Source organism: Aequorivita sp. H23M31, assembly GCF_004022485.1.
Lineage (GTDB): Bacteria > Bacteroidota > Bacteroidia > Flavobacteriales > Flavobacteriaceae > Aequorivita > Aequorivita ciconiae.
Map to the genome: position 1 here is coordinate 2,244,109 of NZ_CP034951.1, position 25,019 is coordinate 2,269,127.

Annotated in this window: 21 protein-coding genes; 14 read left to right on the plus strand and 7 right to left on the minus strand. The window is 38.4% G+C overall.

Annotation, left to right across the window (positions count from 1 at the left end):
- Positions 1-3,414, minus strand: a complete 3,414-nt coding sequence (ileS, locus tag EI546_RS09820) for an isoleucine--tRNA ligase (protein WP_128250375.1) — start codon at positions 3,412-3,414, stop codon at positions 1-3.
- 314 nt (positions 3,415-3,728) lie between these two features.
- Here ileS and EI546_RS09825 point away from each other — a divergent pair, with 314 nt between their 5' ends.
- Positions 3,729-5,000, plus strand: a complete 1,272-nt coding sequence (locus EI546_RS09825) for an MgtC/SapB family protein (RefSeq protein ID WP_128250376.1) — start codon at positions 3,729-3,731, stop codon at positions 4,998-5,000.
- A 61-nt stretch (positions 5,001-5,061) separates the two neighbouring features.
- Here EI546_RS09825 and EI546_RS09830 read toward each other — a convergent pair whose 3' ends face one another.
- A complete protein-coding gene (locus EI546_RS09830) occupies positions 5,062-5,571 on the minus strand; it encodes a hypothetical protein (protein WP_128250377.1) in 510 nt (169 codons plus the stop codon).
- A 308-nt stretch (positions 5,572-5,879) separates the two neighbouring features.
- Between EI546_RS09830 and EI546_RS09835 the strand changes: the two genes are divergently transcribed.
- The 7 genes from EI546_RS09835 to EI546_RS09865 all read left to right on the plus strand — a co-directional run bounded on the left by EI546_RS09835 (position 5,880) and on the right by EI546_RS09865 (position 14,604).
- Positions 5,880-7,979: a protein-disulfide reductase DsbD family protein gene (locus tag EI546_RS09835; protein WP_128250378.1), complete on the plus strand. Its 2,100-nt coding sequence runs from the start codon at positions 5,880-5,882 to the stop codon at positions 7,977-7,979.
- A 38-nt stretch (positions 7,980-8,017) separates the two neighbouring features.
- Positions 8,018-9,517, plus strand: coding sequence for an aminotransferase class V-fold PLP-dependent enzyme (locus EI546_RS09840; protein ID WP_240673092.1), 1,500 nt, complete (start codon positions 8,018-8,020; stop codon positions 9,515-9,517).
- A gap of 25 nt (positions 9,518-9,542) precedes the next feature.
- A complete protein-coding gene (locus tag EI546_RS09845; protein ID WP_128250379.1) occupies positions 9,543-10,436 on the plus strand; it encodes a DUF6268 family outer membrane beta-barrel protein in 894 nt (297 codons plus the stop codon).
- Positions 10,437-10,820: 384 nt separating this feature from the next.
- The gene (locus EI546_RS09850; RefSeq protein WP_128250380.1) at positions 10,821-11,174 is read left to right on the plus strand and encodes a hypothetical protein; all 354 of its coding nucleotides are present in this window, start codon (positions 10,821-10,823) and stop codon (positions 11,172-11,174) included.
- A gap of 183 nt (positions 11,175-11,357) precedes the next feature.
- Complete coding sequence (locus EI546_RS09855) at positions 11,358-11,891, plus strand: lipid-binding SYLF domain-containing protein (RefSeq protein ID WP_128250381.1); 534 nt, start codon at positions 11,358-11,360, stop codon at positions 11,889-11,891.
- A gap of 301 nt (positions 11,892-12,192) precedes the next feature.
- Positions 12,193-13,278 (plus strand): sensor histidine kinase, encoded by a 1,086-nt coding sequence (locus EI546_RS09860; RefSeq protein WP_128250382.1) that lies wholly within the window; start codon positions 12,193-12,195, stop codon positions 13,276-13,278.
- 3 nt (positions 13,279-13,281) lie between these two features.
- Complete coding sequence (locus EI546_RS09865; protein WP_128250383.1) at positions 13,282-14,604, plus strand: sigma-54-dependent transcriptional regulator; 1,323 nt, start codon at positions 13,282-13,284, stop codon at positions 14,602-14,604.
- Positions 14,605-14,797: 193 nt separating this feature from the next.
- On the opposite strand, the gene EI546_RS09870 is transcribed toward EI546_RS09865, so the two are convergent.
- Positions 14,798-15,073 (minus strand): hypothetical protein, encoded by a 276-nt coding sequence (locus EI546_RS09870; RefSeq protein ID WP_128250384.1) that lies wholly within the window; start codon positions 15,071-15,073, stop codon positions 14,798-14,800.
- A 490-nt stretch (positions 15,074-15,563) separates the two neighbouring features.
- Between EI546_RS09870 and EI546_RS09875 the strand changes: the two genes are divergently transcribed.
- The 6 genes from EI546_RS09875 to EI546_RS09900 all read left to right on the plus strand — a co-directional run bounded on the left by EI546_RS09875 (position 15,564) and on the right by EI546_RS09900 (position 20,843).
- Complete coding sequence (locus tag EI546_RS09875; protein WP_128250385.1) at positions 15,564-16,859, plus strand: Glu/Leu/Phe/Val family dehydrogenase; 1,296 nt, start codon at positions 15,564-15,566, stop codon at positions 16,857-16,859.
- 90 nt (positions 16,860-16,949) lie between these two features.
- Positions 16,950-17,366 (plus strand): GreA/GreB family elongation factor, encoded by a 417-nt coding sequence (locus EI546_RS09880; RefSeq protein ID WP_128250386.1) that lies wholly within the window; start codon positions 16,950-16,952, stop codon positions 17,364-17,366.
- Positions 17,367-17,458: 92 nt separating this feature from the next.
- A complete protein-coding gene (locus tag EI546_RS09885) occupies positions 17,459-17,839 on the plus strand; it encodes a hypothetical protein (protein WP_128250387.1) in 381 nt (126 codons plus the stop codon).
- A gap of 65 nt (positions 17,840-17,904) precedes the next feature.
- Positions 17,905-19,032: an NAD(P) transhydrogenase subunit alpha gene (locus tag EI546_RS09890; RefSeq protein WP_128250388.1), complete on the plus strand. Its 1,128-nt coding sequence runs from the start codon at positions 17,905-17,907 to the stop codon at positions 19,030-19,032.
- Between the two features lie 3 nt (positions 19,033-19,035).
- Positions 19,036-19,332 (plus strand): NAD(P) transhydrogenase subunit alpha part 2, encoded by a 297-nt coding sequence (locus EI546_RS09895; RefSeq protein WP_128250389.1) that lies wholly within the window; start codon positions 19,036-19,038, stop codon positions 19,330-19,332.
- Positions 19,333-19,454: 122 nt separating this feature from the next.
- Positions 19,455-20,843, plus strand: a complete 1,389-nt coding sequence (locus tag EI546_RS09900; protein ID WP_128250390.1) for an NAD(P)(+) transhydrogenase (Re/Si-specific) subunit beta — start codon at positions 19,455-19,457, stop codon at positions 20,841-20,843.
- A gap of 91 nt (positions 20,844-20,934) precedes the next feature.
- Here EI546_RS09900 and EI546_RS09905 read toward each other — a convergent pair whose 3' ends face one another.
- The 4 genes from EI546_RS09905 to EI546_RS09920 form a co-directional block, all read right to left on the minus strand.
- On the minus strand, positions 20,935-21,873 hold the full coding sequence (locus EI546_RS09905) for a YeiH family protein (RefSeq protein ID WP_128250391.1): 939 nt from the start codon (positions 21,871-21,873) through the stop codon (positions 20,935-20,937).
- A 71-nt stretch (positions 21,874-21,944) separates the two neighbouring features.
- Positions 21,945-22,841 (minus strand): LysR family transcriptional regulator, encoded by an 897-nt coding sequence (locus tag EI546_RS09910; RefSeq protein WP_128250392.1) that lies wholly within the window; start codon positions 22,839-22,841, stop codon positions 21,945-21,947.
- Between the two features lie 8 nt (positions 22,842-22,849).
- On the minus strand, positions 22,850-23,917 hold the full coding sequence (locus EI546_RS09915) for a mechanosensitive ion channel family protein (RefSeq protein ID WP_240673093.1): 1,068 nt from the start codon (positions 23,915-23,917) through the stop codon (positions 22,850-22,852).
- Between the two features lie 55 nt (positions 23,918-23,972).
- Positions 23,973-24,872: a DMT family transporter gene (locus tag EI546_RS09920; RefSeq protein WP_128250394.1), complete on the minus strand. Its 900-nt coding sequence runs from the start codon at positions 24,870-24,872 to the stop codon at positions 23,973-23,975.
- Positions 24,873-25,019: the final 147 nt, after the last annotated feature.

Here is a 25,019-nt window from a genome sequence, read left to right on the forward strand (position 1 = left end):
CTAATGTTTTTTAATGCTTATACGTGTTTCAATGTCATCAAATGCAATTTCGATCCCTTCTTCAAGTTTCTCTTCAAATTGCAATATCTCAGTTAATGTTTCGTCTTTTATATAATTTAAATTCTGGCTTACTGCCTCTTTCAAACCTTTATCTTCCTGAAGAGTTATCTCTACCCTATCCGTAACCTCGAAACCGCTATCCTTCCGAAGGTTTTGAATTCTATTAACAAGTTCTCTGGCGATACCTTCTTTTTGCAAATCTGGTGTAATGGTAACGTCTAGTGCAACCGTGAGACCATTAGCATTTGCAACTAACCATCCTTCAATATCTTGAGAACTTATAATTACGTCTTCAAGCGCCAAAGTAGTTCTTTTTTCGTTAATAATTACTGATATCTCACCGTCTTTTTCCAAGGAGGAAATTTGCTGTTGATCAAAGTTGGAAATAGCCGCTGCTACTGATTTCATATCTTTTCCAAAACGGGGACCCAAAGCTTTAAAATCGGGTTTAATCTGCTTAACCAACATCCCGCTTCCTTCGTCGATCAGCTCAATTTCCTTCACATTCACTTCACTTTTGATCAACTCGGAAACTGCAAGTATTTCTTCTCTTTCACTTTCATCCAAAATAGGGATCATAATCTTTTGAAGCGGCTGACGAACCTTTATTTTTTCTCTTTGGCGCAATGAAAGAACCAAAGAAGAAATGGTTTGAGCCTTCTGCATTTTATGCTCCAACTTTTTATCTATATACGAACTATCAGCTTTTGGGAAATCGGTTAAGTGCACCGAGGCTTCGACCCGGTTCTGACTAGACCCCATTTTAGCGGTTAAGTCCTTGTAAAGCCTATCCATAAAAAACGGGGCTATTGGAGCTCCCAATTTCGCAACTGTAATCAAACAGGTATATAAAGTTTGATATGCAGAAATTTTATCGTCATTATAACTTCCCTTCCAATATCTTCTTCTGCTCAAACGAACAAACCAGTTGCTTAAATTTTCCTGAACAAATTCAGAAATAGCACGTGCAGCTTTCGTTGGTTCATAATCGGTATAATAATCATCGACCTTTTGGATGAGCGTATTTAACTCTGAAAGTATCCATCGGTCTATTTCAGGCCGTTTTTCCAAAGGAAGATCTTCCTCAATATACTGAAAACTATCCAAATTGGCGTAGAGGCTGAAAAAACTGTAGGTATTATAAAGCGTTCCGAAGAATTTATTTCGCACTTCGGAAATACCATCTTGGTCAAATTTCAAATTATCCCAAGGATTGGCATTGCTTATCATATACCATCTAGTAGCATCCGGTCCATATACATCCAAAGTCTCAAAAGGATCAATGGCATTTCCAAGACGCTTGCTCATTTTTTGCCCATTTTTATCCAAAACAAGCCCGTTTGAGACTACGTTCTTGTAGGCAACATCATCATAAATCATGGTTGCTATAGCGTGCAAGGTATAGAACCAACCTCGGGTTTGGTCCACCCCTTCTGCAATAAAATCTGCCTTTCGCCATGTATCATCAACCTTTTCTTTGTTTTCAAAGGGATAATGCCATTGTGCATAGGGCATACTTCCACTGTCAAACCAGACATCAATAAGGTCTGCTTCCCGCCTCATTGGCTTTCCGCTAGGAGAAACGAGAATTATGTCGTCCACTATGTTTTTATGAAGATCGATCTGATCATAATTCTCATCAGAAAAATCCCCAGATTTAAAACCTTTGAAAATATTATTGGACATAAATCCGGCAGTCACAGATTTGTCCATTTCCAACATTAATTCCTCAACAGAACCAATGATTATTTCTTCTTTTCCATCTTCTGTTCTCCAGATAGGCAAAGGGATTCCCCAATATCTGGAACGTGAGAGGTTCCAGTCATTAGCGTTGGCGAGCCAGTTACCAAAACGGCCTTCGCCTGTTGCCTTCGGCTTCCAGTTTATTTTCTTGTTAAGCTCAAACATCCGATCCCTAAATTCGGTGACTTTTATAAACCACGAATCCAAGGGATAATAAAGTATGGGTTTATCCGTGCGCCAGCAATTAGGATAACTGTGCACATATTTTTCTACCTTAAAGGCTTTATTCTCCGTTTTCAGTTTAATGGCCAACTCTACATCCACCGATTTCTCGGGAACTTCGGAGTCTTCATAGTATTCATTCTTTACATATTTCCCCGCCAATTCTTTCATCTCCGGGCGAAACTTGCCTTGCAAATCTACTAGAGGAACGAGGCTTCCATTATTATCCTTTACCAGCATTGGGGGAACTTCAGGAACAGCTTCCTTAGCAACCTTAGCATCATCTGCTCCAAAAGTGGGAGCGGTATGCACAATTCCGGTTCCGTCTTCGGTAGTAACAAAATCACCTGCAATTATTCTAAAGGCATTCTCAGGATTTTCATAGGGACGGGCATAATCCAACAATTGTTCGTACCGGATTCCGAGCAAATCCGAGCCTTTAAATTCCTTGACTATATAATAGGGAATGGTCTTATCGCCTTGTACAAAAGCATCCACAGCATCTGGATTAGGTTTTTCCTCAAATTTTCCGGCAAACTGCGAAGCAACCAAGTTTTTAGCTAAAACTACATTTATTGGTTGGAAAGTATATTGGTTAAAGGTTTTGACCAATACATAATCAATTTTTGGCCCAACTGTTAGAGCGGTATTGCTTGGCAATGTCCACGGAGTTGTAGTCCAGGCCAAAAACGAAATGTTATTGGATTCCTCCGCCAAAAAATCTGGAAGGGTTTCTGCCATAGCCAGAAATTGAGCCACTACTGTAGTATCGGTAATATCCTGATAGGTTCCCGGTTGGTTCAACTCGTGAGAACTTAAGCCTGTTCCCGCCTTGGGGGAATATGGCTGAATAGTGTATCCTTTATAAATTAAACCTTTATTATATATTTCCTTGAGGAGCCACCATACCGATTCCATATATTTTGGCTTATAGGTGATATAAGGGTCTTCCATATCTACCCAATATCCTGCCTTTTCGGTAAGATCGTTCCAAACATCGGTATAGCGCATTACCGCCTTTTTACAAGCTTCATTGTAAGCCTCCACCGAAATCTTTTTTCCAATATCTTCCTTAGTGATGCCCAATTCCTTTTCAACGCCGAGCTCAATGGGCAAACCGTGAGTATCCCAGCCGGCTTTTCTATCCACTTTAAACCCTTTTTGAGTTTGGTAACGGCAGAATATATCCTTAATAGCGCGTGCCATTACATGGTGTATTCCGGGCAGGCCGTTGGCCGATGGCGGTCCTTCAAAAAATACAAACGGCTCCGCTCCCTCACGAATAGAAATACTCTTTTCGAAAATATTTTCCTTTTTCCAAAAATCCAGTATTTCCTCCGCTACTTTGGGGAGGTCCAAACCTTTGTATTCTCTAAAATTTTTGCTCATAACTCCTTGCATTCAATAAAGTTTGCAAAAGTAAACAATTTTGAAGGAAATTCGATTGATATAAATCTGATGAAATATCATGCCATTTTGAGGTCAAAGTATTTGTAGGTTTTCTTGGCAGAGGTATCAAATTGCCCGAAAAGGAGGTTCAACAAGCAAGCCTATCGAAGATTTAATGAAAATTGTCTATACTTCCTAGTAGCGGTCATTCGGCATATTAGAGATTCCACTAATAAATACGGATCTTACTTTCAGTTTCTCCATCCAATGCCTTAATTACTTATTTTTACTGCGCTTTTTCATATAACCTATCCATGCAAACGGAAGAATATCTTAATGAATTATTAGGACCCTATATGTTAGGGGTTCTTATCAGTCTTTGTATCGGACTTATTCTGGGACTTGAACGAGAATATGATAAGAGAAAGGATGAGGGAGGCTCGGCGGGAATCCGAACCTTTCCCATTGTAACCCTATTGGGATATGTAATGGGCCACCTGTCCGCAACTTTTAGTTCTTGGTTTTTAATTGTAGGAATGGGATCCCTAATTTTATTTTTGGGAATTGGACAGGTCCTAAAAACGCGAGCGGAGATTAGTTGGGGTATTACCACCAATCTTGCTCTTATTGCCACTTTTCTTTTGGGACTGATGGTATCTCAGGAGCTATACCGTGATTCTGTGGCAACGGCTGTAATAGTAGTGACCTTATTATCTTTAAAAACTACCTTTCGATCCATCATCCAGAACATTACCCACCAAGAACTTTTCGCTTTTATAAAGTTCGTTATTATCGCACTTTTAATTCTTCCTTTTTTGCCGAATGTTGATTATGGTCCAAATGGATTATTGAATCCATTTGAAATCGGCAGCATTGTTGTAATCGTTTCCTTTTTAAATTTTATTGGTTATTTCCTGGTGAAATTCGTAGGATCGCGAAAAGGAATTTTATTGACCGCGATATTAGGAGGATTAATTTCCAGCACGGCAGTTGCTTGGAATTATGCTGCCAGAAGTAAGGAAAATCCTGAATTGTCCAGAGAATATAGTGCTGGGATTGTTGTGGCATCGGCTATAATGTTTCCACGTCTTCTTTTGATCGCCGCAATATTCAACACTGCAATTGTTATAAAACTTGCCATCCCAATGTTGCTTCTAACGCTGATCTGTTTGATTCCGGGGATACTATTTATTCGAAAAAATTCAGCTAATGCAGATACCCAAATTGATTTGGGCAACCCTCTTAATATGTTGAATGCGCTTACTTTTACAGCTGTTTTTATCGGTATTCTCTATGCTGTACATTATGGTAATGCCTATTTTGGGGAAAGCGGACTTTACTACTCGTCGTTAATCGCAGGATTGGCAGATACAACGGCCATTACAATAAGTATGGCAAAATTTGCGGCTATAGGAGAGAATCTAAATCTATCAGCCTCCGTGATCGTGGCCGCCACCCTTAGCAACACCGTGGTGAAAATGGGAATTGCTATTTTTAGAGGGACGAAAACCACGGCTCGACTGGTGGGCTATGTGTTTGGATCGCTCATTATAGTTGGGACAATCTATATTCTCATAGTTAGCTAAATACACAAAAAAAAGCCATCCATTCCTGGACAGCTTTTATAAATTCCTATTTAAAGTAATATTATTTTTTATACACCCATTCCTCAGTATAAACCGTAGTATCTCCATTTTCTTCAACCGTGGTTTCCTCAAGGTTCAATTTAAAACCGGTAGCGCTAAAATTATTCACTTTGAATTTACGCCCCTCTATGGTCAATTCATTTGTTGTGGTATTAACGGTATATGGGCTAGTCTCATTGTCCCGAACGATAATATAGGCATTTTCCATTCTACCATCATTCTGGGTTATTACTTCCAGAACTCGGTAAGAACCGTTAAAGGTCACCACATTATTGGAATCGAAGTTCGCTGTCATATTAAAGGTATCTCCTGTAGAAACGGTTGTGGTAGTGATATCGAAGCCTTCGACTTTAGCTTGTTTTACCTTTTTTGATTTAAAGGCCGTAATGTTATAGGTACCAGTAAGATTGTCTTTATTGAACTTGTAAATTTCCACACCATCATCATTGCTACTACAACTAAAAGCTAATAACGCCACCAAAAGAACAGATATAATTTTTATCAATTTCATAATAAAATAGTTTTAAGAAATTTTACGCGAATATAATATGATTTTAAATATAACTTCTCAGAGAAACCAATTATTATATTTTTGGTTAAGAACGAGAGCTTCCACTTTATACTTTAATTTGAGCGATAGTCCCGTGGAAGTCTTAACCAACCTCCCGATTTTCATTAGATTGCATTATTAAAATCAAAGATGATACGTATATTTGCGAATATTTTTTCGGTTTCAAGTTGAAATCCAGCCTATTTAAGTCCATTTAATTTCTAGCAAATTTGATACATCCTAAAAATCTATCTAACGTCAATCCCCTCATGAAAAAATTTTTCCTATTTCTTCTTTTTGCTACAATCTCTTTAACTGCGGTCCATTCGCAGATTCTCGATCCAGTAGAATGGTCAACCAGCATAAAAAAAATATCTGAAACCGAGTACGATCTCATTTCAAAAGCAACCATTGATAACAAATGGCATTTATACTCGCAAGTAGTTCCCAAAGATGGACCGTTGCCAACTGTACTTACTTTTGAAGAAAACAATGCATACAAACGTATAGGAAAAGTAAAGGAAGATAAAGGAATTACCGAGCACGATCCTGTATTCGATATGGTAATTACCTATTTTGAGCATACTGCCACTTTCACCCAAAGAATCAAATTAACCGGAGATAAGGGCACGACCGTAAAAGGAGAGGTAGAATTTATGGTTTGTGACGATACCAATTGTTTGCCACCTTCCTATGTGGATCTAGTCTTTAAAATTCCTGACCCTGCGCCCGGCTCTGCTAGTGCAGCAACCAACGAAACAGCGGTTAATACCGATAAATCTGAACCCGATGGCATTGCGACAACGGAGGTCGATACTGACAGCGTTCAGGACGCCGATACCCAAAAAAGTGATGTTGTAGGAGCTTCGGACGATACCTCTAAAGAAGGCTCCAAAGCTGCTCTTGAACAGAACAAAAAACACGAAAAAAAGGGCTTGTGGACTATTTTTATTGTGGCTTTCCTTTTCGGGTTTACGGCGTTGTTGACTCCCTGTATTTTCCCCATGATTCCGATGACCGTTAGCTTTTTTACCAAACAAAGTAAAACACGGGCGGTTGGCATAAAGAATGCCATTTTTTACAGTATTGCTATTATCGTAATTTATGTTTTTCTAGGTGCTGTGGTTACTTGGTTTTTTGGTGCAGACGCCCTGAATGCACTTTCTACCAATGTATGGTTTAACTTTATTTTCTTCCTGTTAATCCTGTTTTTTGCCTTTTCTTTTTTAGGAGCATACGAAATAACCTTACCTAGTTCATGGGCCACTAAAGCCGATAAGCAAGCAGATAGAGGAGGAATGATCGGAATCTTTTTTATGGCGCTTGCGCTTGCAATCGTTTCTTTCTCCTGTACTGGTCCGATTATAGGATATCTTTTAGTGGAAGCTGCTTCTAAAGGCGGGATTGCCCCCTTTGTTGGTATGTTTGGCTTCTCATTGGCATTAGCCTTACCTTTTGGAATGTTTGCTGCATTTCCGGGATGGATGAATTCCTTGCCCAAATCTGGTGGATGGCTTAATACAGTGAAGGTCTTTCTTGGATTCTTGGAATTGGCACTTGCATTCAAATTCCTATCCAACGCCGATCTTGTACTACAACTTCACTGGTTGGAGCGCGAAGTTTTTCTTGCAATTTGGGTCGCTATCTTCGGTATGATGGCTCTTTATCTCTTCGGGAAAATCCAGTTACCTCACGATTCACCCGTAACAAATCTTTCAGTGGGACGTGCTAGCCTTGGTATTTTGGTTTTGGCATTTACTATTTATTTGATCCCAGGACTTTGGGGAGCACCTTTAAAATTAATTAGCGGTTTCCCACCTCCAATGCAGTATAGCGAATCGCCTTATGGAGTTGGATATACTAAAGAAAGCCGTGGTGGAGGAGTTTCGAATGCGCAAGAATTTCCAGAAGGCGCCCATTTAGGTCCCCAGGATATTATAGCCTTTAAAGATTATGATACAGGCGTTGCCTACGCCAAAAAAGTAAATAAGCCCATTTTGCTAGATTTCACTGGATTCGCCTGCGTTAATTGTAGAAAAATGGAGGAACGCGTATGGAGCGAACCCCAGATATTGAATCTGCTAAAAGATGAAGTAGTATTGGTATCCCTTTATGTTGATGATAAACGCCCACTTCCTGATGGAGAAGCAATTACCTCTCAAATCTCTGGCAAAAAACTTCGTTACATTGGCCAAAAATGGAGCGAGTTCCAAATTCTGAAATATGAGGCAAATGCACAGCCCTTCTACGTGCTGATGGACCATGATGAAAGCAACCTAATTGAGCCGGTAGGATATACGCCAAATGGTGATGAATATCTAGCTTGGTTACGAAAAGGAGTTGACGCTTTTAAGACAAGACACCAATAAATACTGATTTTCAACTGGTATTGCTTAACTTTAAAATTATGATGAAAGAAACGATGATTGTGGGAGAAAACGTGGGACAGCTGGAAAAGTATTTTAAACCTTTCCGTGAAAATATTGTGGGAATTGATCAAGAATTTACTTCCCCTTTTGGTAGAAAGAAGATTATCTACACCGATTGGACTGCCAGTGGACGTCTTTACCGACCTATTGAAGAAAAAATATTAAATGAGTTTGGGCCCTTTGTTGCAAATACCCATACTGAAACTTCAGTAACGGGTACAGCTATGACCAAAGCATATCACGAGGCGCGCGAGATTATTAAAAAGCACGTGAACGCAAATGAAAATGATGTGCTTATTACCGCTGGAAGTGGAATGACAGGAGCCATCAATAAGTTCCAACGTATTTTGGGATTAAAGATTCCAGAAAATATTAGGCCTTATGCCAACATTCCAGATGCTATGCGTCCTGTAATCTTCGTTACGCATATGGAGCATCACAGCAACCAAACTTCTTGGCTCGAAACCATTGCGAAAGTGGTGGTAGTTCCACCCAATGATGATGTTTTGGTCTGCATGGAAAATTTTGCCAAAACCGTTGAAGAGTACAAGGATTATCCAATCAAAATAGCAGCTATTACAGGATGTTCAAACGTTACTGGTATTCAAACTCCTTATCACGAAATCGCCAAGTTGATGCACGATAATGGAGGATTATGCTTTGTAGATTTTGCCTGCTCAGCACCTTATATTTCCATAGATATGCACCCAAAAGAGGAAGGCGCACATCTAGATGCCATTTTCTTTTCTCCGCACAAATTTTTGGGAGGTCCTGGAACTAGTGGCGTGCTAATCTTTAACAACAATCTTTATAAAAATACTATTCCCGACAATCCCGGCGGAGGCACTGTTTCGTGGACGAACCCTTGGGGAAACCACAAATATATAGACGACATTGAAACCCGCGAAGATGGGGGAACCCCTGGATTTCTCCAAACAATTCGCACCGCACTATCAATTCGTTTAAAAGAAGAAATGGGTGTGGAAACCATGCTAAAGCGCGAGCACGAACTTTTAGATATAGTTTTTGATACTATTTCAGAGATTCCAAACCTTAAGATTCTTGCGCCGCAGACCCAAGACAGGTTGGCGGTAATTAGTTTCTATATAGACGATCTTCATTTTAATCTAGGTGTAAAATTGCTTAATGACCGTTTTGGTATTCAAACTCGTGGAGGTTGCTCGTGTGCAGGTACCTATGGACACTTTTTACTTCATATGGACCAAGAAACTTCTGAAAGTATTACCTGTGAAATAGATGATGGCAACTTAACCCACAAACCTGGATGGATCCGCATGTCATTTCATCCCACTACAACAAATGAAGAGGCAATTTATGTGTGTGAAGCTATAAAGAAATTGTCAGAAAATTTTGAAAAATGGGCAGAGGACTATACCTACAATGTTCATAGCAATGAATTTTTTCATCTAAAGGAACCGGACGAGGACATAATGAAAGATTGGTTTACTTTTAAATAATCTTATAACCTGAGAGATTTTAAATGTGAAAAAACAGCTGCTTCTTTTCCTACTTTTCCCCCTACTGGGGCTTGGTCAAGAATATGTGGATATCTTCAAAGTGGGTTATGGGCAGACCTTTAAAAACGAATTTAAAGATAAAGAGGCGAGTACGGATATAAAATTCCTAAACATGGGTGTTACCGTTCCCATACCTTTAAACGAAAACCACGCATTTATTACCGGCGCGGAGTTTACCTATTCCAACCTACAACTGTTCCCAGAAGCTGAATACTCCAGTTTATATAGCACTTTCCTCACTTTGGGACTCGCATCTAATTGGAACAAAAAGTGGAGTTCCACCTTGGTGCTATTACCCAAACTAGCCTCCGATTTTGATCCCGTCTCAAGCAAGGATTTTTTTATGGGCGGTCTTGGTGTTATAAAGTTCAGAAAAAATGAGAATTTGCTGTATCGTTTTGGGGCATACGCTTCGCAGGAAGCTTTTGGAGTTTTTGCCACTCCCATTTTGGGGCTAAATTATTTAAGTGAGAACAACAAATTTGAGATAGATCTGAACCTTCCCATAAAAGGTGATATAAACTATAAATTTGAATTCGCCACTGTAGGAATCGACTACCTAGGTATTAGTCGAAGCTTCAATCTACACTATGAGGATATGCCGTCGATGTATGTCGATCTAGGTTCCACCCAAGTTGCGAGCTATCTACAATTCAAAGTTTTTAAAGAGGAAATCTTATTACGAACAAAATTTGGCTATTCAAGCGACAATTATGAAGTTTATGCTCAGGATGATAAAGTAGACCTGGCATTGTCCGCTTTCAATTTTGGAGATAACCGCACCCAACTTAACCCATCTTTAAGTGGAAGTTTATTTGTAAAACTTGAATTGGTTTACCGTTATAATTTTCATAAATAAAACAATGAGCAATCTGTATTACGTAATAATTTATTGCACGTAAACGGTATATTATGGATAAAAAACTCGGAAATCTCTGTTATTACTGCTAAGCAATATTTAGCTCGCAAGTAATGCCGGTGGCTGATATAAATACAATTCCTAATGTAAAAGTAATTTCTTACGTCATAAGTCCGTAAAAAATTAAAAGTTTTTGCATAAAACCTCATTACCGCGCATATACCAATTTCACCAATCCCCCTTCCACTTGTTATAATTTAAAGATCAATTTACTTTAACTCCAATTCGGAATTTCTAAAAAACTAGACTTAAGATCCTGATTTTACAGAGCTGTCCAAACTTATCCTATCAATTCAATTTTAAAAAATGTCCTATCTTTAGATTATGGAAAGGACCTGTCCAGAATGTGGGAATAGAGTTCGTGGTCGCGCAGATAAAGTTTTCTGTAGCGACTACTGTCGTAATGTGCGCAACAATTCCTTGAACAAGGATAGCAAGAATGTGGTAAGAACTACCAATAACTGGCTTCGAAAAAATTATCGGATCCTCGAAAAACTGAACACCGAAAACAAAACAAAGACCACCAAAGAAAAATTATTGCGCCTCGGATTCAACTTTGAATACTTTACAAGTATCTACACCACGAAAGCCGGCTCCACTTACTTTTATTTGTATGACCAAGGATATCTTCCGTTGGATAATGATTTCTATCTGCTGGTCAAAAGAGAATTAAAATAATCAAAATAGAGTTTTTAAAAGCCAGAATACCTACCTCTTTAGATTTAACTTCCAAAAATCAAATTCAAGATTTGAAATAATTGAGGTTGCGATATTATCATCCTATTAATATTCATCTAACAGAGCCTTAACACAGGTCGCTTCTTTATTCAACTACCTTTAGCATTTAAAACAAACTACATTATGAAAACTAAAGGATTTATTACCATATTTATGATGTTCATTGCATTTTCACTTTTTTCCCAGAATGCGGATGATAAAAAAATAATGAGGGATGCAGAGGAGGCCAGGGATGCATTTTTAGCTGCCAATCCGAAACTTCAAACTTATTTTGATGATGCTGAGGCCTATGTAATCTTTCCCAATGTGGGAAAAGGTGCGTTTATTTTAGGCGCAGCAACCGGTAATGGAGTTGTTTATAAAAATGGTTCCCCTATAGGAATGGCGACATTAAAACAAGTAGATATAGGAGTGCAGCTTGGAGGAAAAGCATTTAGCGAATTGGTATTCCTTCAAAATGAAAAAGCAGTACAGGATTTTATGAAAGGCAATTTTAAGCTCTCAGGAAATATTTCCGCCATTGCCATTGATAAAAGCACCCCGACATTAAATTTAAAATATGACGATGGTCTGGCGGTATTTACCCTTCCGAAAGAAGGACTGATGGCCGAAATTTCCGTTGGTGGACAAAAATTGGATTATAAAGCTTTTAAATAAAGATTAGAGGAACATAATTCTTAAAAAATGACCTATCTGAAAATATTCAGGTAGGTTATTTTTTTGCTGAATAATGAAATTCAAGTTGTAGTTCATAAAAATCGGCAGAAAATTCTTAGGATTAACATCTTCAATTCCAAAATTTTTCTCTTCATAAATTCCTCACTAATTCTCTTTATTCACGCGCAAAAATATTAATCGGTAATTAGAATAAAAATCTAGAATAAGCAAAACAAGGGATTGTTATCAAAATCTACTAAACACATAAATTCAATATCTTTGGGGAAACCGTTGCTATTTCATGACCATTGAAAATGACTTAAAAGAACGCATCAAGGAACTTACTTGTCTTTATGAGGTTTCCTCAATTATCGTAAACAACGATTATAAGGAACTTGACAAAACCTTATATTCAATAGCCCTGAGTGTGCGCCGGGCCTTGCAATATAATGAGGACACTATAGTTGAAATACATTCTGGTCCATTTCACCTTATATCATCCGCACTTCCCCAAAAAAGCGTGACGATTGAAAGCGCTATTAAAATTTTCAACGAGCCAAAGGGCTTTATCATAATTCATTATCCCGCAAGTGATTATGAGGAAAAGGATTTTTTGAAAGAGGAAAAAATTCTTCTTAAAACAGTCGCTGTAAATATTGGCGATTTGTTGGAAAGAGCAGCTATCCGCGAAAACGAAGCTGTGGTAAAAAGAAAGATGGAGCATGCAGATCGTTTGAGCATTCTGGGAGAAATTACCGCTGGCATCGCACACGAGCTCAATACTCCCTTGGCAAATATATTGGGATTCGCAGAATTATTAAAAAGCAAGGAGATTCCCGATTCCCAAAATGGGAAAGACCTTAAAAAAATAATCAATAGTGCTATTTATTCACGGGAAGTAGTTAAAAAGCTCATGTTCTTTGCTTGCGAAATGCCTCAAAATATGACTGAGGTAGATATAGTCCCCGTAGTAAACGATGCTATGAACCTTTTGGATGCTACTTTTACCAAACATGGAATTCGATACGAGGCACAACTTCCAAAAGAAGAGGTGTTAATGAGAGTAGATACCATACAACTTACTCAGGTTATATTCAATCTGGTGCTCAATGCTGTGTATTTCTCTCCCCAGAATGGAATGATTAAATTGCGAGTAACCCAGACTCCCAAGAAAATAACCCTTAAAATTTCGGATCAAGGCCCAGGGATTCCTCCGGAAAACGTTAACAAGGTTTTTCAGCCATTTTTTACCACAAAAGGAGTGGGCAACGGCTCGGGATTGGGACTGAGTGTTGTCCACGGCATCATAAAAGGACATCGTGGGAGTATTGAATACAAGTCAAATCAACCTACAGGTTCTATTTTTACAATTACTTTCCCAAAATAATATATCATGCTTCAAAAGGAAAACATATTGATCGTAGACGATGACGTCGGCATTCTTGAGCTAATTCAGCGGCATTTGCAATCTATGGATTACCACACCTTTAAAGCGATTTCGGTAAAAGAGGCAGTGGCCATTTTACGCGATACGGAGATAGATTTATTAATCACGGATTTAAAGATGCCCGAGGTAGATGGATTTGAGCTCATCCAATTTGTTTCTGAACACTACCCCAAAATGCCAAAATTGGTTGTTACAGGTTATCCTTCCATTCAGGATGCACTTTCGGCAATTAAATCGGGTGTTGTGGATTATTTGGTAAAACCATTTACTAAAGTAGAATTAAAGCAAGCAGTCGAAAAATCACTATTCTCTTTACCTAAGAAAAAGTCCTTGTTATCTCCTTCTGAACCCAAAAAATACAATGAAATAATTGGCGAAAGCGAACTGGTACAAAATGTTATCCAGATTATAGATAGGGTAAAAGACAATAAAGCTACGATATACATAAGCGGGGAAAGTGGAACTGGAAAAGAATTAGTTGCCCGATCAATTCATTATAATGGAAAGTTCTCCCGAGAACCATTTATCGCGGTAAATTGTGGTGGAATCCCGGAAAACTTATTGGAGTCAGAACTTTTCGGTTACGTAAAAGGAGCCTTCACTGGCGCAGAGGATAATAGGGAAGGATTTTTCCAAGCGGCGGAAGGAGGAACCATTTTTTTGGATGAAATAGGAAATGCTTCCCTTGGAGTCCAGACTAGATTGTTAAGGGTGCTTCAGGAGAAAGAGGTGGTGAAAGTGGGAGCGCGAAAAAGCGAAAAAATCGATTTGCGTGTAATTGCGGCTACCAATAGTGATTTAAGAGAAATGGTTGCTAAAGAAACCTTTCGGGAAGATCTTTATTATCGCTTAACGGTTGTGGAAATACAAGTTCCACCACTGAGAGATAGAAAAGAGGACATTCCACTAATTGCGGATAAATTCCTCTACAAATATGGTAATGAATACAAAGGACGATATGTTACCATTGATACGGAAGCCAAAGAACTTATAAACCGTTATGATTGGCCGGGCAATATCCGGGAGCTTGAAAATGTAATTCAGCGGGCGGTGATTATGTGCGATAGAACCATAGGCGTTAAGGATCTACCAGAAACCTTAAAATTCCAAATAGATTTTCCAGAGGAAGGATTGTTGCCATTAAAGGATATGGAGCGAAAATATATTCAAAAAGTATTGGTTGCAACAAACAACAACCAAACTAAGGCAGCGGAAATCCTACAAATAGACCGGAAAACTTTGAGGGCAAAGATCAAAGAAGAATAGTCAGTTAATATCGTTTTACCTTTGTACCGAGAACCTATGAGCTATTTATTCAGTTAATCGTGGGCATGATTTCTCCCAGGAAAATTAAAAAATGTTATTTTTTTCTAACTCACGTTTCAACTGCGCTCAAGGGGACATAGATAAATTTGTTTTACAATCACTAATTTCCTTTTTTTAGGCTTTTCCATTAAATTTAAAAGAAACTGCCTATTGTCAATAAAGCACAAATGCCCAAAATGATAAGGATAGCTATGGTCCAAAATTGCGTTTCGTTTTTAAGCAGAAATCGTACTCCTATAATCAAGAATATAATTTGTGCCAAAAGAAAGGGGATGGTTAAAAGTTCCCTAAATACACCAATTAATACAAAATCCAAATTATAAACATTGATCAACCAGAGCAGAACAAAGTAAGTTACAATTACAAAGTTTATAATTGTCAACTTTTTATTTGTTATCAGCCTATTCATAATTTACTTTAAGAGGTTGTATATAGGATTGTATATTTCTATTTTGAATTTAATTTAGGATATTTTCCATAAACAAACTAAATATACAACAAAATCGCAGGTGTTTCCAAATAACCCCAGTATTCGAATCATTCATATTGTTGTTTCAATTATTGTAAAAATCGGGTAATTTCTCCCCAATTTGGAAATAATTCCCCATTGCCCAAGGTTCAACATTTTTAAGCCTGAAAACTTATATTGTTGATTTGATACGTTTTAATAGTTATTTTGAAGACATTGGGAATTCACGGCACATTGGTTGCTCGCTCTTGCACACATCATAAAAGTCTGATACGCAACTAAATTTTATAGTGTTTTGTGTAGATACTAACATAATCTGTGATTATTTTTGATATACAATCCAGATTCAGTTTTTGAAGTTGTGATTAAAACGGTTAACATCTTAACCAAAAACGGAATACCTAATAGGTAAGTTCTAAAACAAAAAGAAATGACAAACGAACAAACATTGGAAGAACCCAAACCGGTAAAAAAAGGAATGTTGGACAATGTATTGGAGCAATTCAATCATGCGGCCGACCAAATTAACCTGAACCCAAACGTTCGGAAAATCTTAAGTATTACAAACACTGAAATTGTCATCAACTTCCCTGTGCGCATGGACAGTGGGGATGTAGAGATCTTTACGGGATACCGTGTGCAGCACAATAATGCATTGGGCCCATACAAAGGTGGACTTCGATATCATCCCACTGTGGACATCAATGGAGCACGTGCCTTGGCGATGTGGATGACTTGGAAAACCTCTCTGGCTGGTCTTCCTTATGGCGGAGCAAAAGGTGGAATTCAAATTGATCCCTCAAAATATTCGGCAGGCGAGCTAGAGCGAATTACCCGCCGTTTTACGTATGCTCTTGGAGAAAACATAGGACCTGAACATGACATTCCCGCTCCCGATGTAAATACCAACGCACAGACAATGGCTTGGATTGCGGATACTTATATGAGCACTAAAAGTACCTCGGAACGGTCTAAAAACATGCACGTTGTTACGGGAAAACCTGTTGGCAGTGGTGGGCTTGAAGGTCGTGACCGGGCAACTGGATTTGGTGTGTTCTTGACTATTAAATTTTGGGCGGAAAAAACCAAACAAAGTTTAAAAGGAAAGAAATTCATTGTTCAAGGATTTGGCAATGTAGGTTATTGGTCTGCACATTTTCTTCAAAATGAAGGGGCAATATTGGTAGGGGTTCAAGATGCCTTTGGAAGTATTCAAAATAAAGACGGAATTAAAGTTGAGGATTTGTTCAACTATGCCAAATCAAACCACGGCAGTATTGTAGGTTTTCCCGAAGCGAAGGTTCTGGAGGGAAAGGATTTTTTCGGGTTAGATTGTGATATCTGTATTCCTGCTGCCCTAGGTAATCAAATAACCAAGCAAAATGCCGATTCTATAAAGGCTGTTTTAATAGCCGAAGGTGCAAATGGACCAACCGATGTAGAAGGTGAAAAGATATTGTTAGCCAAGGGCGTTACCATTATTCCGGATATAATGTGTAATTCGGGCGGAGTAATAGGGAGCTATTTTGAATGGCTGCAAAACCGTAACGGAGAATTATGGCAGCTAGATGAAATCTTGCTGAAAATTGAGAAAAAACTTCGAACCACTTTTGATAAGGTTACTGAATATTCCGAAGAGAAAAACCTGGATTTAAGAACTGCTGCTTTCTGCATTGCAATAGAACGTATTGAGAAGGCCTACATTCTTAGAGGTATTTTCCCATAATAAATTGGAAATTCCAATAAAATTTGGGGCATCTTTATCTATTCCCTCCTTCTGGAGATGCCCTTATTATTACGATAATCACCTACAGCAATGAAATATGGAAATTTGATATTGGAGAAAAAGGAGTATGTCTTTTTAAAGCGTTTGTTGAATGTTTCCAGCTATTATAAAGACCAAAACACCATAGCTTCCTTAAAAAAATTGAGCTCGGAACTTAATAAGGCCGTTATTTATGATAATGACGAAATGCCAGATGACGTAATCCGGTTTAACACGATTATTACCGTACAGTCTGGAACCTGGCAAACGGAGTTCCAATTGGTAATCCCGACCGAAAGGGATATAGCCGCTAACAAAATTTCCATATTGGCACCTATGGGCTCGGCTGTAATGGGTTATGCCCTGGGCGATTCCGTTACTTGGAATTTCCCCAATGGTGCTAAAGAACTGGAGATTACCAGTGTGAAACAAGCAGAGAAACCTATCGATATTGATGTATTATTGTAAATAAACCATATTCCTTAATACGAATCAAATATTTAAGAAGGAAAAATAAGACTAATTATATAATAGTCGATAATCAGAAAAATTACGAAATAATGGAAATTTACGATCACGATTCCCCCGAAGCTATTACTTATAAGAATAATTCTATCGAACTCGAAAATTGGCTTGAACATTTCCAATATATTCATAAAGAAATTTCTAGCCTGTTGGACATTGGAAAAACCGAACGCGCCAATTCGTCGGAATTTGGTCCAATCCTCTTAAATTTACAGAACAAACAAGAAGAGAACAGCGCTACGATCGATGATTTCAACAATTATAAAAACAATTTGCCCAAGGCGGCAGAATGTGAAGATGTATCCTGCGATATGTTTTATGTAAATGAACACGAAAGATATCGGAAGTCATACAGGGCGCATTTAGAAAGCTATCGTGAAATCAAGGAAGAATATTTTAGAATTCTCAGCAAATAACTTTTTCAATTTAAAATAGTAAAAAGTGGGCTTTTGAACTTATTATGGCCCCCTGACCAAAACCTATGAGCGAAAATCATCAGCCAAAAACCATTGGAATTGTTAAAACCCCAAATGATCCGCGGGTTTGTTTATTACCCAAAGAAGTAAAACGCCTAATTACCGAATTAAAATACAACGTTCAATTTGAACCTGGACTCGGGAGCTCACTGCAAATTGAGGACAGTCAATATATTGACACAGGCGCAACAAGCGTTTCTCGGCAACAATTATTTAAAACTTCGGATATAATCCTATCGGTTAACCATACCTATAATGGAGAAGAGTTAAAAGATGACTCTTTGTTTATCGGTATTTTCAATCCGCTTTTCCATTCGTCAAAATTAAATATTTACAAAGAACATTCTGCGTCGGTTTTCAGTCTGGATCTGCTTCCGCGTACAACTTTGGCACAATCGATGGACGTACTTTCTTCCATGGCTTCGTTGGCGGGATATAGAGCAGTAATTAAAGCTGCCGACTTATTTAACGGAATTTTTCCAATGTTTACAACCGCTGCTGGGACGCTTACTCCTGCAAAGGTTTTGATATTGGGTGCTGGAGTTGCGGGACTTCAGGCAATTGCAACCGCTCGAAGATTGGGAGCTGTGGTAGAAGCTTTTGACGTGCGAACTTCAGCAGGGGAAGAAGTTAGAAGTCTTGGAGCAACCTTCGTTGAAGTGGAAGGCCATACTGAATCTGCCAGTGCAGGCGGATATGCCGTAGAACAAACCGAGGAATACAAACAAAAACAGAAAGAACTGATCCACCAACATATTCTTTCAGCCAATGTGGTAATTAGCACAGCAAATATTCCTGGACGAAAAGCCCCCTTGCTTATCGAAACCCGGTCTGTAGATGCCATGCAGGCGGGAAGTGTAATTATTGACTTGGCAGCGGAACAGGGAGGAAATTGCGAACTTTCCAAAAACAACGAAATAATAGTATATAAGGGCGTAACCATACTCGGAAATTCAAATCTCTCGGCAGAAATATCCAGTTCGGCATCCCGCCTATTATCCAATAACTATTTCTCTTTTTTAAAATATATGTCCAAAGTTGAAAAACCGGATGATCCGTTACTTTCAGCAAGTCAGATATTGAATAAAGGACAATGGACGCACCCTCATTTTAAATCAACCCAAATCACTTAATTTATGGATTTCATCAATCAAAACATCCAAGAAATTTATTTTGTAGTCTTTTGTATTTTCATCGGTATAGAAGTTATCTCCAATGTTCCCGCAATTTTGCATACCCCACTTATGTCGGGCGCCAATGCTATTAGTGGGGTGATTTTGGTAGGCGCTATTTTATTGATGCTGAATATTCCTGCAGATGATTATCTCAATCTTACCTTAGGAGGAATTGCTATCTTTTTGGGTACCTTGAATATCTCCGGTGGATTTTTCGTCACCGGACGTATGCTTAAAATGTTCAATCCCAAAAAATGATAGTAATAGTTGCGGATCTAGTAATCCAAGGATCCTAGAATTGCCTATTTCATCAGTTTTATCCAAGTATTCAACCATAACCAATCTTCCTGCCAGGCAGGTTCTGAAAAAAGACAAACTCAATGCACGTAATAATTGAAGTCGGTTATCTATTAGCCACCATATCATTTATACTGGGACTCAAGTTTATGAGTTCACCCAAAAAAGCCAAAACGGGGAATCTTATTGCCGCGATTGGAATGATTCTCGCGGTAGTTCTTACATTTTTTGCAGGATATACCGGAACTGTCCCTTATATAAATCTCGTCATAATGCTCGTGGCGATTGTTATAGGAACTGTTGTTGGAAAGCGATTTTCCGATAAAGTGGAAATGACCGGAATGCCACAATTGGTTTCTCTCTTTAACGCAACAGGAGGTGGATGCGCCATGCTCTTAGGAATGATCGAAGCCAATCCAAACCATCCATCACCAGCTATTTTGACCATGCAAATTTTGCTGATTGCCGGTTTAATAACTGGAGCTATTGCCTTTACGGGAAGTATAATTGCCGAACGTAAGCTCGCTGGGAAAGTAAAGGATTATCGAACCATTGGCGTAGTGCTTACCGCACGAATTCTTTTGGCGCTTATGATACTTTTACCGGTTCTATATTTTGTAGGTGTAATACCCGTAAGTTTTGCCGTTTTCGTTTATTTCCTAGCCTTTCTAGCAATGGTTTATGGAGTTTTATTTGTTTTACCTATTGGAGGTGCGGATATGCCCGTAGTTATTTCGTTATTAAACAGTATAACAGGTATTGCCACAGCTTTTACAGGGTTGGTTTACGGAAATAAAGTGATGATTGCCGGTGGAATTTTTGTGGGTGCAGCTGGTATCTTCCTTACCCTCCTGATGTGTAAAGCTATGAACCGCTCTCTTATGAAAGTATTAGCGGGGAAATTTAAAAAGAGCACTGGAATCGTTTCCGATGAAGAGCAGGAAATAAAAGAAATAAGCGTTGCAGAAACTGCACTTTCACTTTCTTTTGCCCAAAAAGTGGCTGTGGTTCCTGGTTACGGATTAGCAGTAGCCCAAGCCCAGCACGTATGCGCCCAATTGCAGCAAATTTTGGAAAAAAGAAATTGCGAAGTTGATTATATTATCCATCCGGTAGCTGGCCGTATGCCAGGACATATGAACGTACTTTTAGCCGAAGCAAATGTTGACTATTCCCGATTGAAAGAAATGGATGAAGGCAATGAAGTGATGTCACAATACGATGTGGTATTGGTTATTGGCGCCAACGATGTGGTAAATCCCGCTGCTGAAAACAATCCCGATAGTCCAGTATATGGAATGCCTATTATTCGTGCACATGAAGCCAAACAAGTTGTTGTTATGAAACGTGGGAGAAGCAAAGGCTATGCTGGAGTAGAAAATGATCTTTTTGAAATGGACAATTGCAGTATTCTTTTCGGGGATGCAAAAGTTTCATTACAGGAGATTGTGAATCAGTTGAAGTTGATTTAAAGAATTATTTTTTATAAAAAACCTCTGACCCTCTGTGTCTCTGTGGCATTCTTTTCACCACGGTGGCACAGAGAACACGGATATCTACGATTTAAAGCGAAACAATCACCAAGATAGAACTGATAGAAATAAAAACCCACAACGAAATTCCAAGAATCATCGGCTTCCAACCTGCAGATTTTATTTTATCTACGGATAGTCCAGCTCCAATCAAGAATAAGGTCAACACCAATAACGATTTGGAAATACTTGTAATTCCTTCAGTAATGATATCCGGTATTGGCAGATAACTGTTCATTATAATTGCCAAAATAAAAAGAAAGATGAAATAGGGAATTTTCACACTTTTCCCTTTCCCTTTAAAAAGAAATACAGAAAGAATAGAAAGTGGAATAATCCAAAGCGCTCTGGCTAGTTTAACCGTAGTTGCAACTTTCAAAGCTTCCTCCCCAAAAGTATATGCGGCACCCACTACAGAACTTGTGTCGTGAATGGCTATAGCGCACCAAAGTCCAAATTGGTGCTGCGACAAGTCAAATAAATGTCCTAGAGGCGGAAAAACAATAAGAGCAATTGAATTCAGCAGAAAAATTACACCTAGAGAAATGGAGATATCCTTTTCATTCGCGTTTATTACAGGAGCAACCGCAGCAATCGCACTACCTCCACAAATAGCAGTTCCCGAACTGATAAGATGGCTTCCCTTTTTATCCATTTTTAACAATCTACCCAAAAAATATCCGAGGATTAGGGTTGCTGAAATGGAAAACACAGTAAGGATAAATCCATCCTTACCGGCATTTACAGTTTCTAACAGATTCATCCCAAAACCAAGTCCAACCACGGCGATTTTTAAAAGCCAATTAACTGCCGTGGAATTTAAGGTAAGAAAAGGATGGCCTAAGAAATAAGTGAAGAGAAAACCTCCAACCAGTGCTACGGGACTACTTATATATCCTGAGATACAAAGTACCATTGCAATAATAAAAAGTACTTTTACCCAAGTTTGACTATCGCTAATTTTTTCCATTTAATAGATTTCAATTACGATGCAAATTTCGAAAGGTTTTATCGATAATTTTTATCACAATTTGTTATGCCCTATTCCATTAGGTTATAATGGTTGATCAGGTAATTCTTCATCCATTCCGAGGTGGGATTATAATTGCCGTGAAGTCCAACAAACTGAAAAGTACGGAGGATTTCAAGCCCCTTAATATCCACAATGGTCAATGATCTATCTTTTAACTCGCGTGCAATGGAGTGTATGGAAAGAAACGCAAAACTGTCGGAATATAGAAGATAGTTTTTTATGCTCTCTGTACTGCCCAATTCCATCTGAATGTTGAAATTTTGTAGGTTAAGACTCTTTGCTTCTATAGCCTTTTCAATTACGATACGAGTGCCTGAGCCCTGTTCACGAAGAATAATGGGTAAAGTGAGAAGATCTTCCAACATAAGTTCTGAAGATTTAAATTTTCTATAAGAAGCTCTGCACGTTAAAACTATTTCATCTTTTAAAAATGGCTCATAATGCAATAACGGATTGTTCGTATTGCCTTCCACCAGACCTAAATCGGTTTTTTTCGCAAGTACCAGGGCTTCAATACGCTCAGAATTCTGATTAATTAGAGAAACGTTGATTTCTGGATGAACTGACTTAAATTTTGAAAGCAATGATGGAAGAATATATTGGGCAATTGTTGTGCTGGCTGCAAGAGTAATCTTGGACGGAAGGTTACCATCCAATTCGATAAATTCTCTATCTAAAGATTCATAAAGGGATAAGATTTTATTAGCGTAATCAAGACAAATCTCCCCTTCGTTGGTAAGGGATATGGTATTACCATGTCTATTGAAAAGCGCTTTTCCAAAATGCTTTTCCAGTTCATTTATATGTTTGGTTACTGCGGGTTGGGAGACGAAAAGTATTTTTGCCGCCTTTGTAAAGCTAAGCTGTTCGGCAACGGTTCTAAATACTTTAAGTCTAAAATCCATAGGTTTAGTTATGAAGTGGGTTGTTCTTTATTTTCCTTAAACACTACTGTTCTGTATGGAAATGGAATTTCGATTCCTTCGGCATCAAATCGTTTTTTAATACTTTCCAATAAATCACATTTCATATCAAAGGAGTTGGAATAATTTCTTGCCCAAACCCAAGCGCGAATGGTGACTGAAGATTCATTTAACGAAATCAATGCCACCCTTACAATGGGCTTCCCATCAAGGATATCCGTGGTAGAACGATTGTCGAAATTTAAAGGATGTTTTTCACATTCCTCACGCATTATTCTTTTAGCCAAATCAATATCGCTGTCATAGGAAATCCCTATTTCAATACGCTCACAGATTTTTAAATCCCGTAAGTTATAGTTTGTGAGCTTCTCCTTGTTTATTATGGCATTTGGGATAACAATCATTTTATTTCCAAAATCCCGTAGTACCGTATGTCTTAAAGTAATATCGACAACGGTCCCCATCATATCATCAGAAAGTTTTATAACATCTCCAATTCTAAAAGGTTTAAAGGAAATTATAAAAAAACCTCCAACGATATTTGCCAGGGCTTCTTGGGAGGCCACCCCAACAATAAGAGCTAGAACACCGGCACCACCGAGAGCGGTTTGGGCGATTCCCTTAAAGGATGGAAATGCCATTAGCATAAACATAATTCCAATTATATACATCCCTACCACAACTATGTACCGCAAGAATTTAAAAACGGTAGAATCCTCCCCTGCCAAGACCTTATGCTCTACTTTCTTTCGGAACCAGATATTGGATGATGAGGCAAGGATAATTGTCAAAATTGCCACAACGCCCATGTAAATAATGACACGGAAGTTGTCCTGAAGTCTAACATAAATATCCTGGAAAAATAGGGAGCTTATTGCCATTACACCGAGAACGATCCAGATTATATTGAATATCCGTTTTACCAATAAAATGGAAATGGGTTTAACTCCACTATATTGATTCTTTTCCCGTGTAATCAACCATTTGTAGGATTGGTTGGTAATAAAACGCAAAAACAAAACTCCGATTACAACCAAAAAAGCATAAAGGAATTCCATTTGGTATGTTTCGAAAAATGCAATCATGAAATTTTATTGATTTTAAAAAACGCTGTTATCGCGCAACTGGCTTTATGTCCTTCTTTTTTTCCCGGATCAGATATATACCGCACAAGATAAGCAATCCTCCAATTACGTACCATATACTAAAGCTTTCACCATCCAATAAACCCCAAATGACCGCTATCAAAGGAAGCAGATAGGTAACTGTGCTCGCAAAAACAGGAGTTGTGTTCTGGATGAGTTTATAGTATAGCATAATGGCAATCGATGTTCCCATCACCGTTAAAATACTTAGATACCCCAACGATTCCCATACTTGTGGTGTGCTTTCAATATCCGTAAAAAACCCGCTGAAAATCAAGATGAGAAATGACGGAAACATCCAAATTGAAAACACACCTCCCGATAAATCCATAGATCGAACGTGATAAAGTCTTTCTTTAATAATTAGGGCGGCAACGGCATAAGAGGCTGTTGCCAAAACCACCAAACTCGCATAGAGCAAATTGGATTCCTCTGACTTGGTTTCAGAGAAATGCATCAACATTGCGGCTCCAGCAAACCCCAGGATGGCTCCCAAAACCTGAAGGCCCTTGCTCTTGATTCCGAAGAAAAGAAATCCACAGACCAAAACAAAAACAGGGACCAAGGAATCCAAAATACCGGCCAAGGAACTGCTGACTCTAGTTTGGGCCAATGGAAATAAAAACATAGGAAGGAAGTTTCCGAAAAATCCGGTAAGAGTTACCCAAAAGAGTGTTTTTTTATCCATCTTCCTTAGCGCTGGAATTCCTATATACGCCAAGATAATTCCAGAAATGGCTACTCTAAAAGCACCTATTTGAAAGGGAGAAAAAGCTAATAAGGATTTTTTGATAAGAATGAATGAGCTGCCCCAAGTGAGCGCGATGACAATCAATAAGAACCAACGGTTTTCAAAAAGTTTTCCCATAAAGTTTGCGGCGTCTTTGACTGTTGCATAGACATCCTCAATTCTCTACAAATTTACTTTTTTTATTCCTGGTATAGACTTTAGCCAAAACAATTCAAAAAAAAATAATAGATTTTCAAACCATGACCCGCAAGAAAATTAACTGGA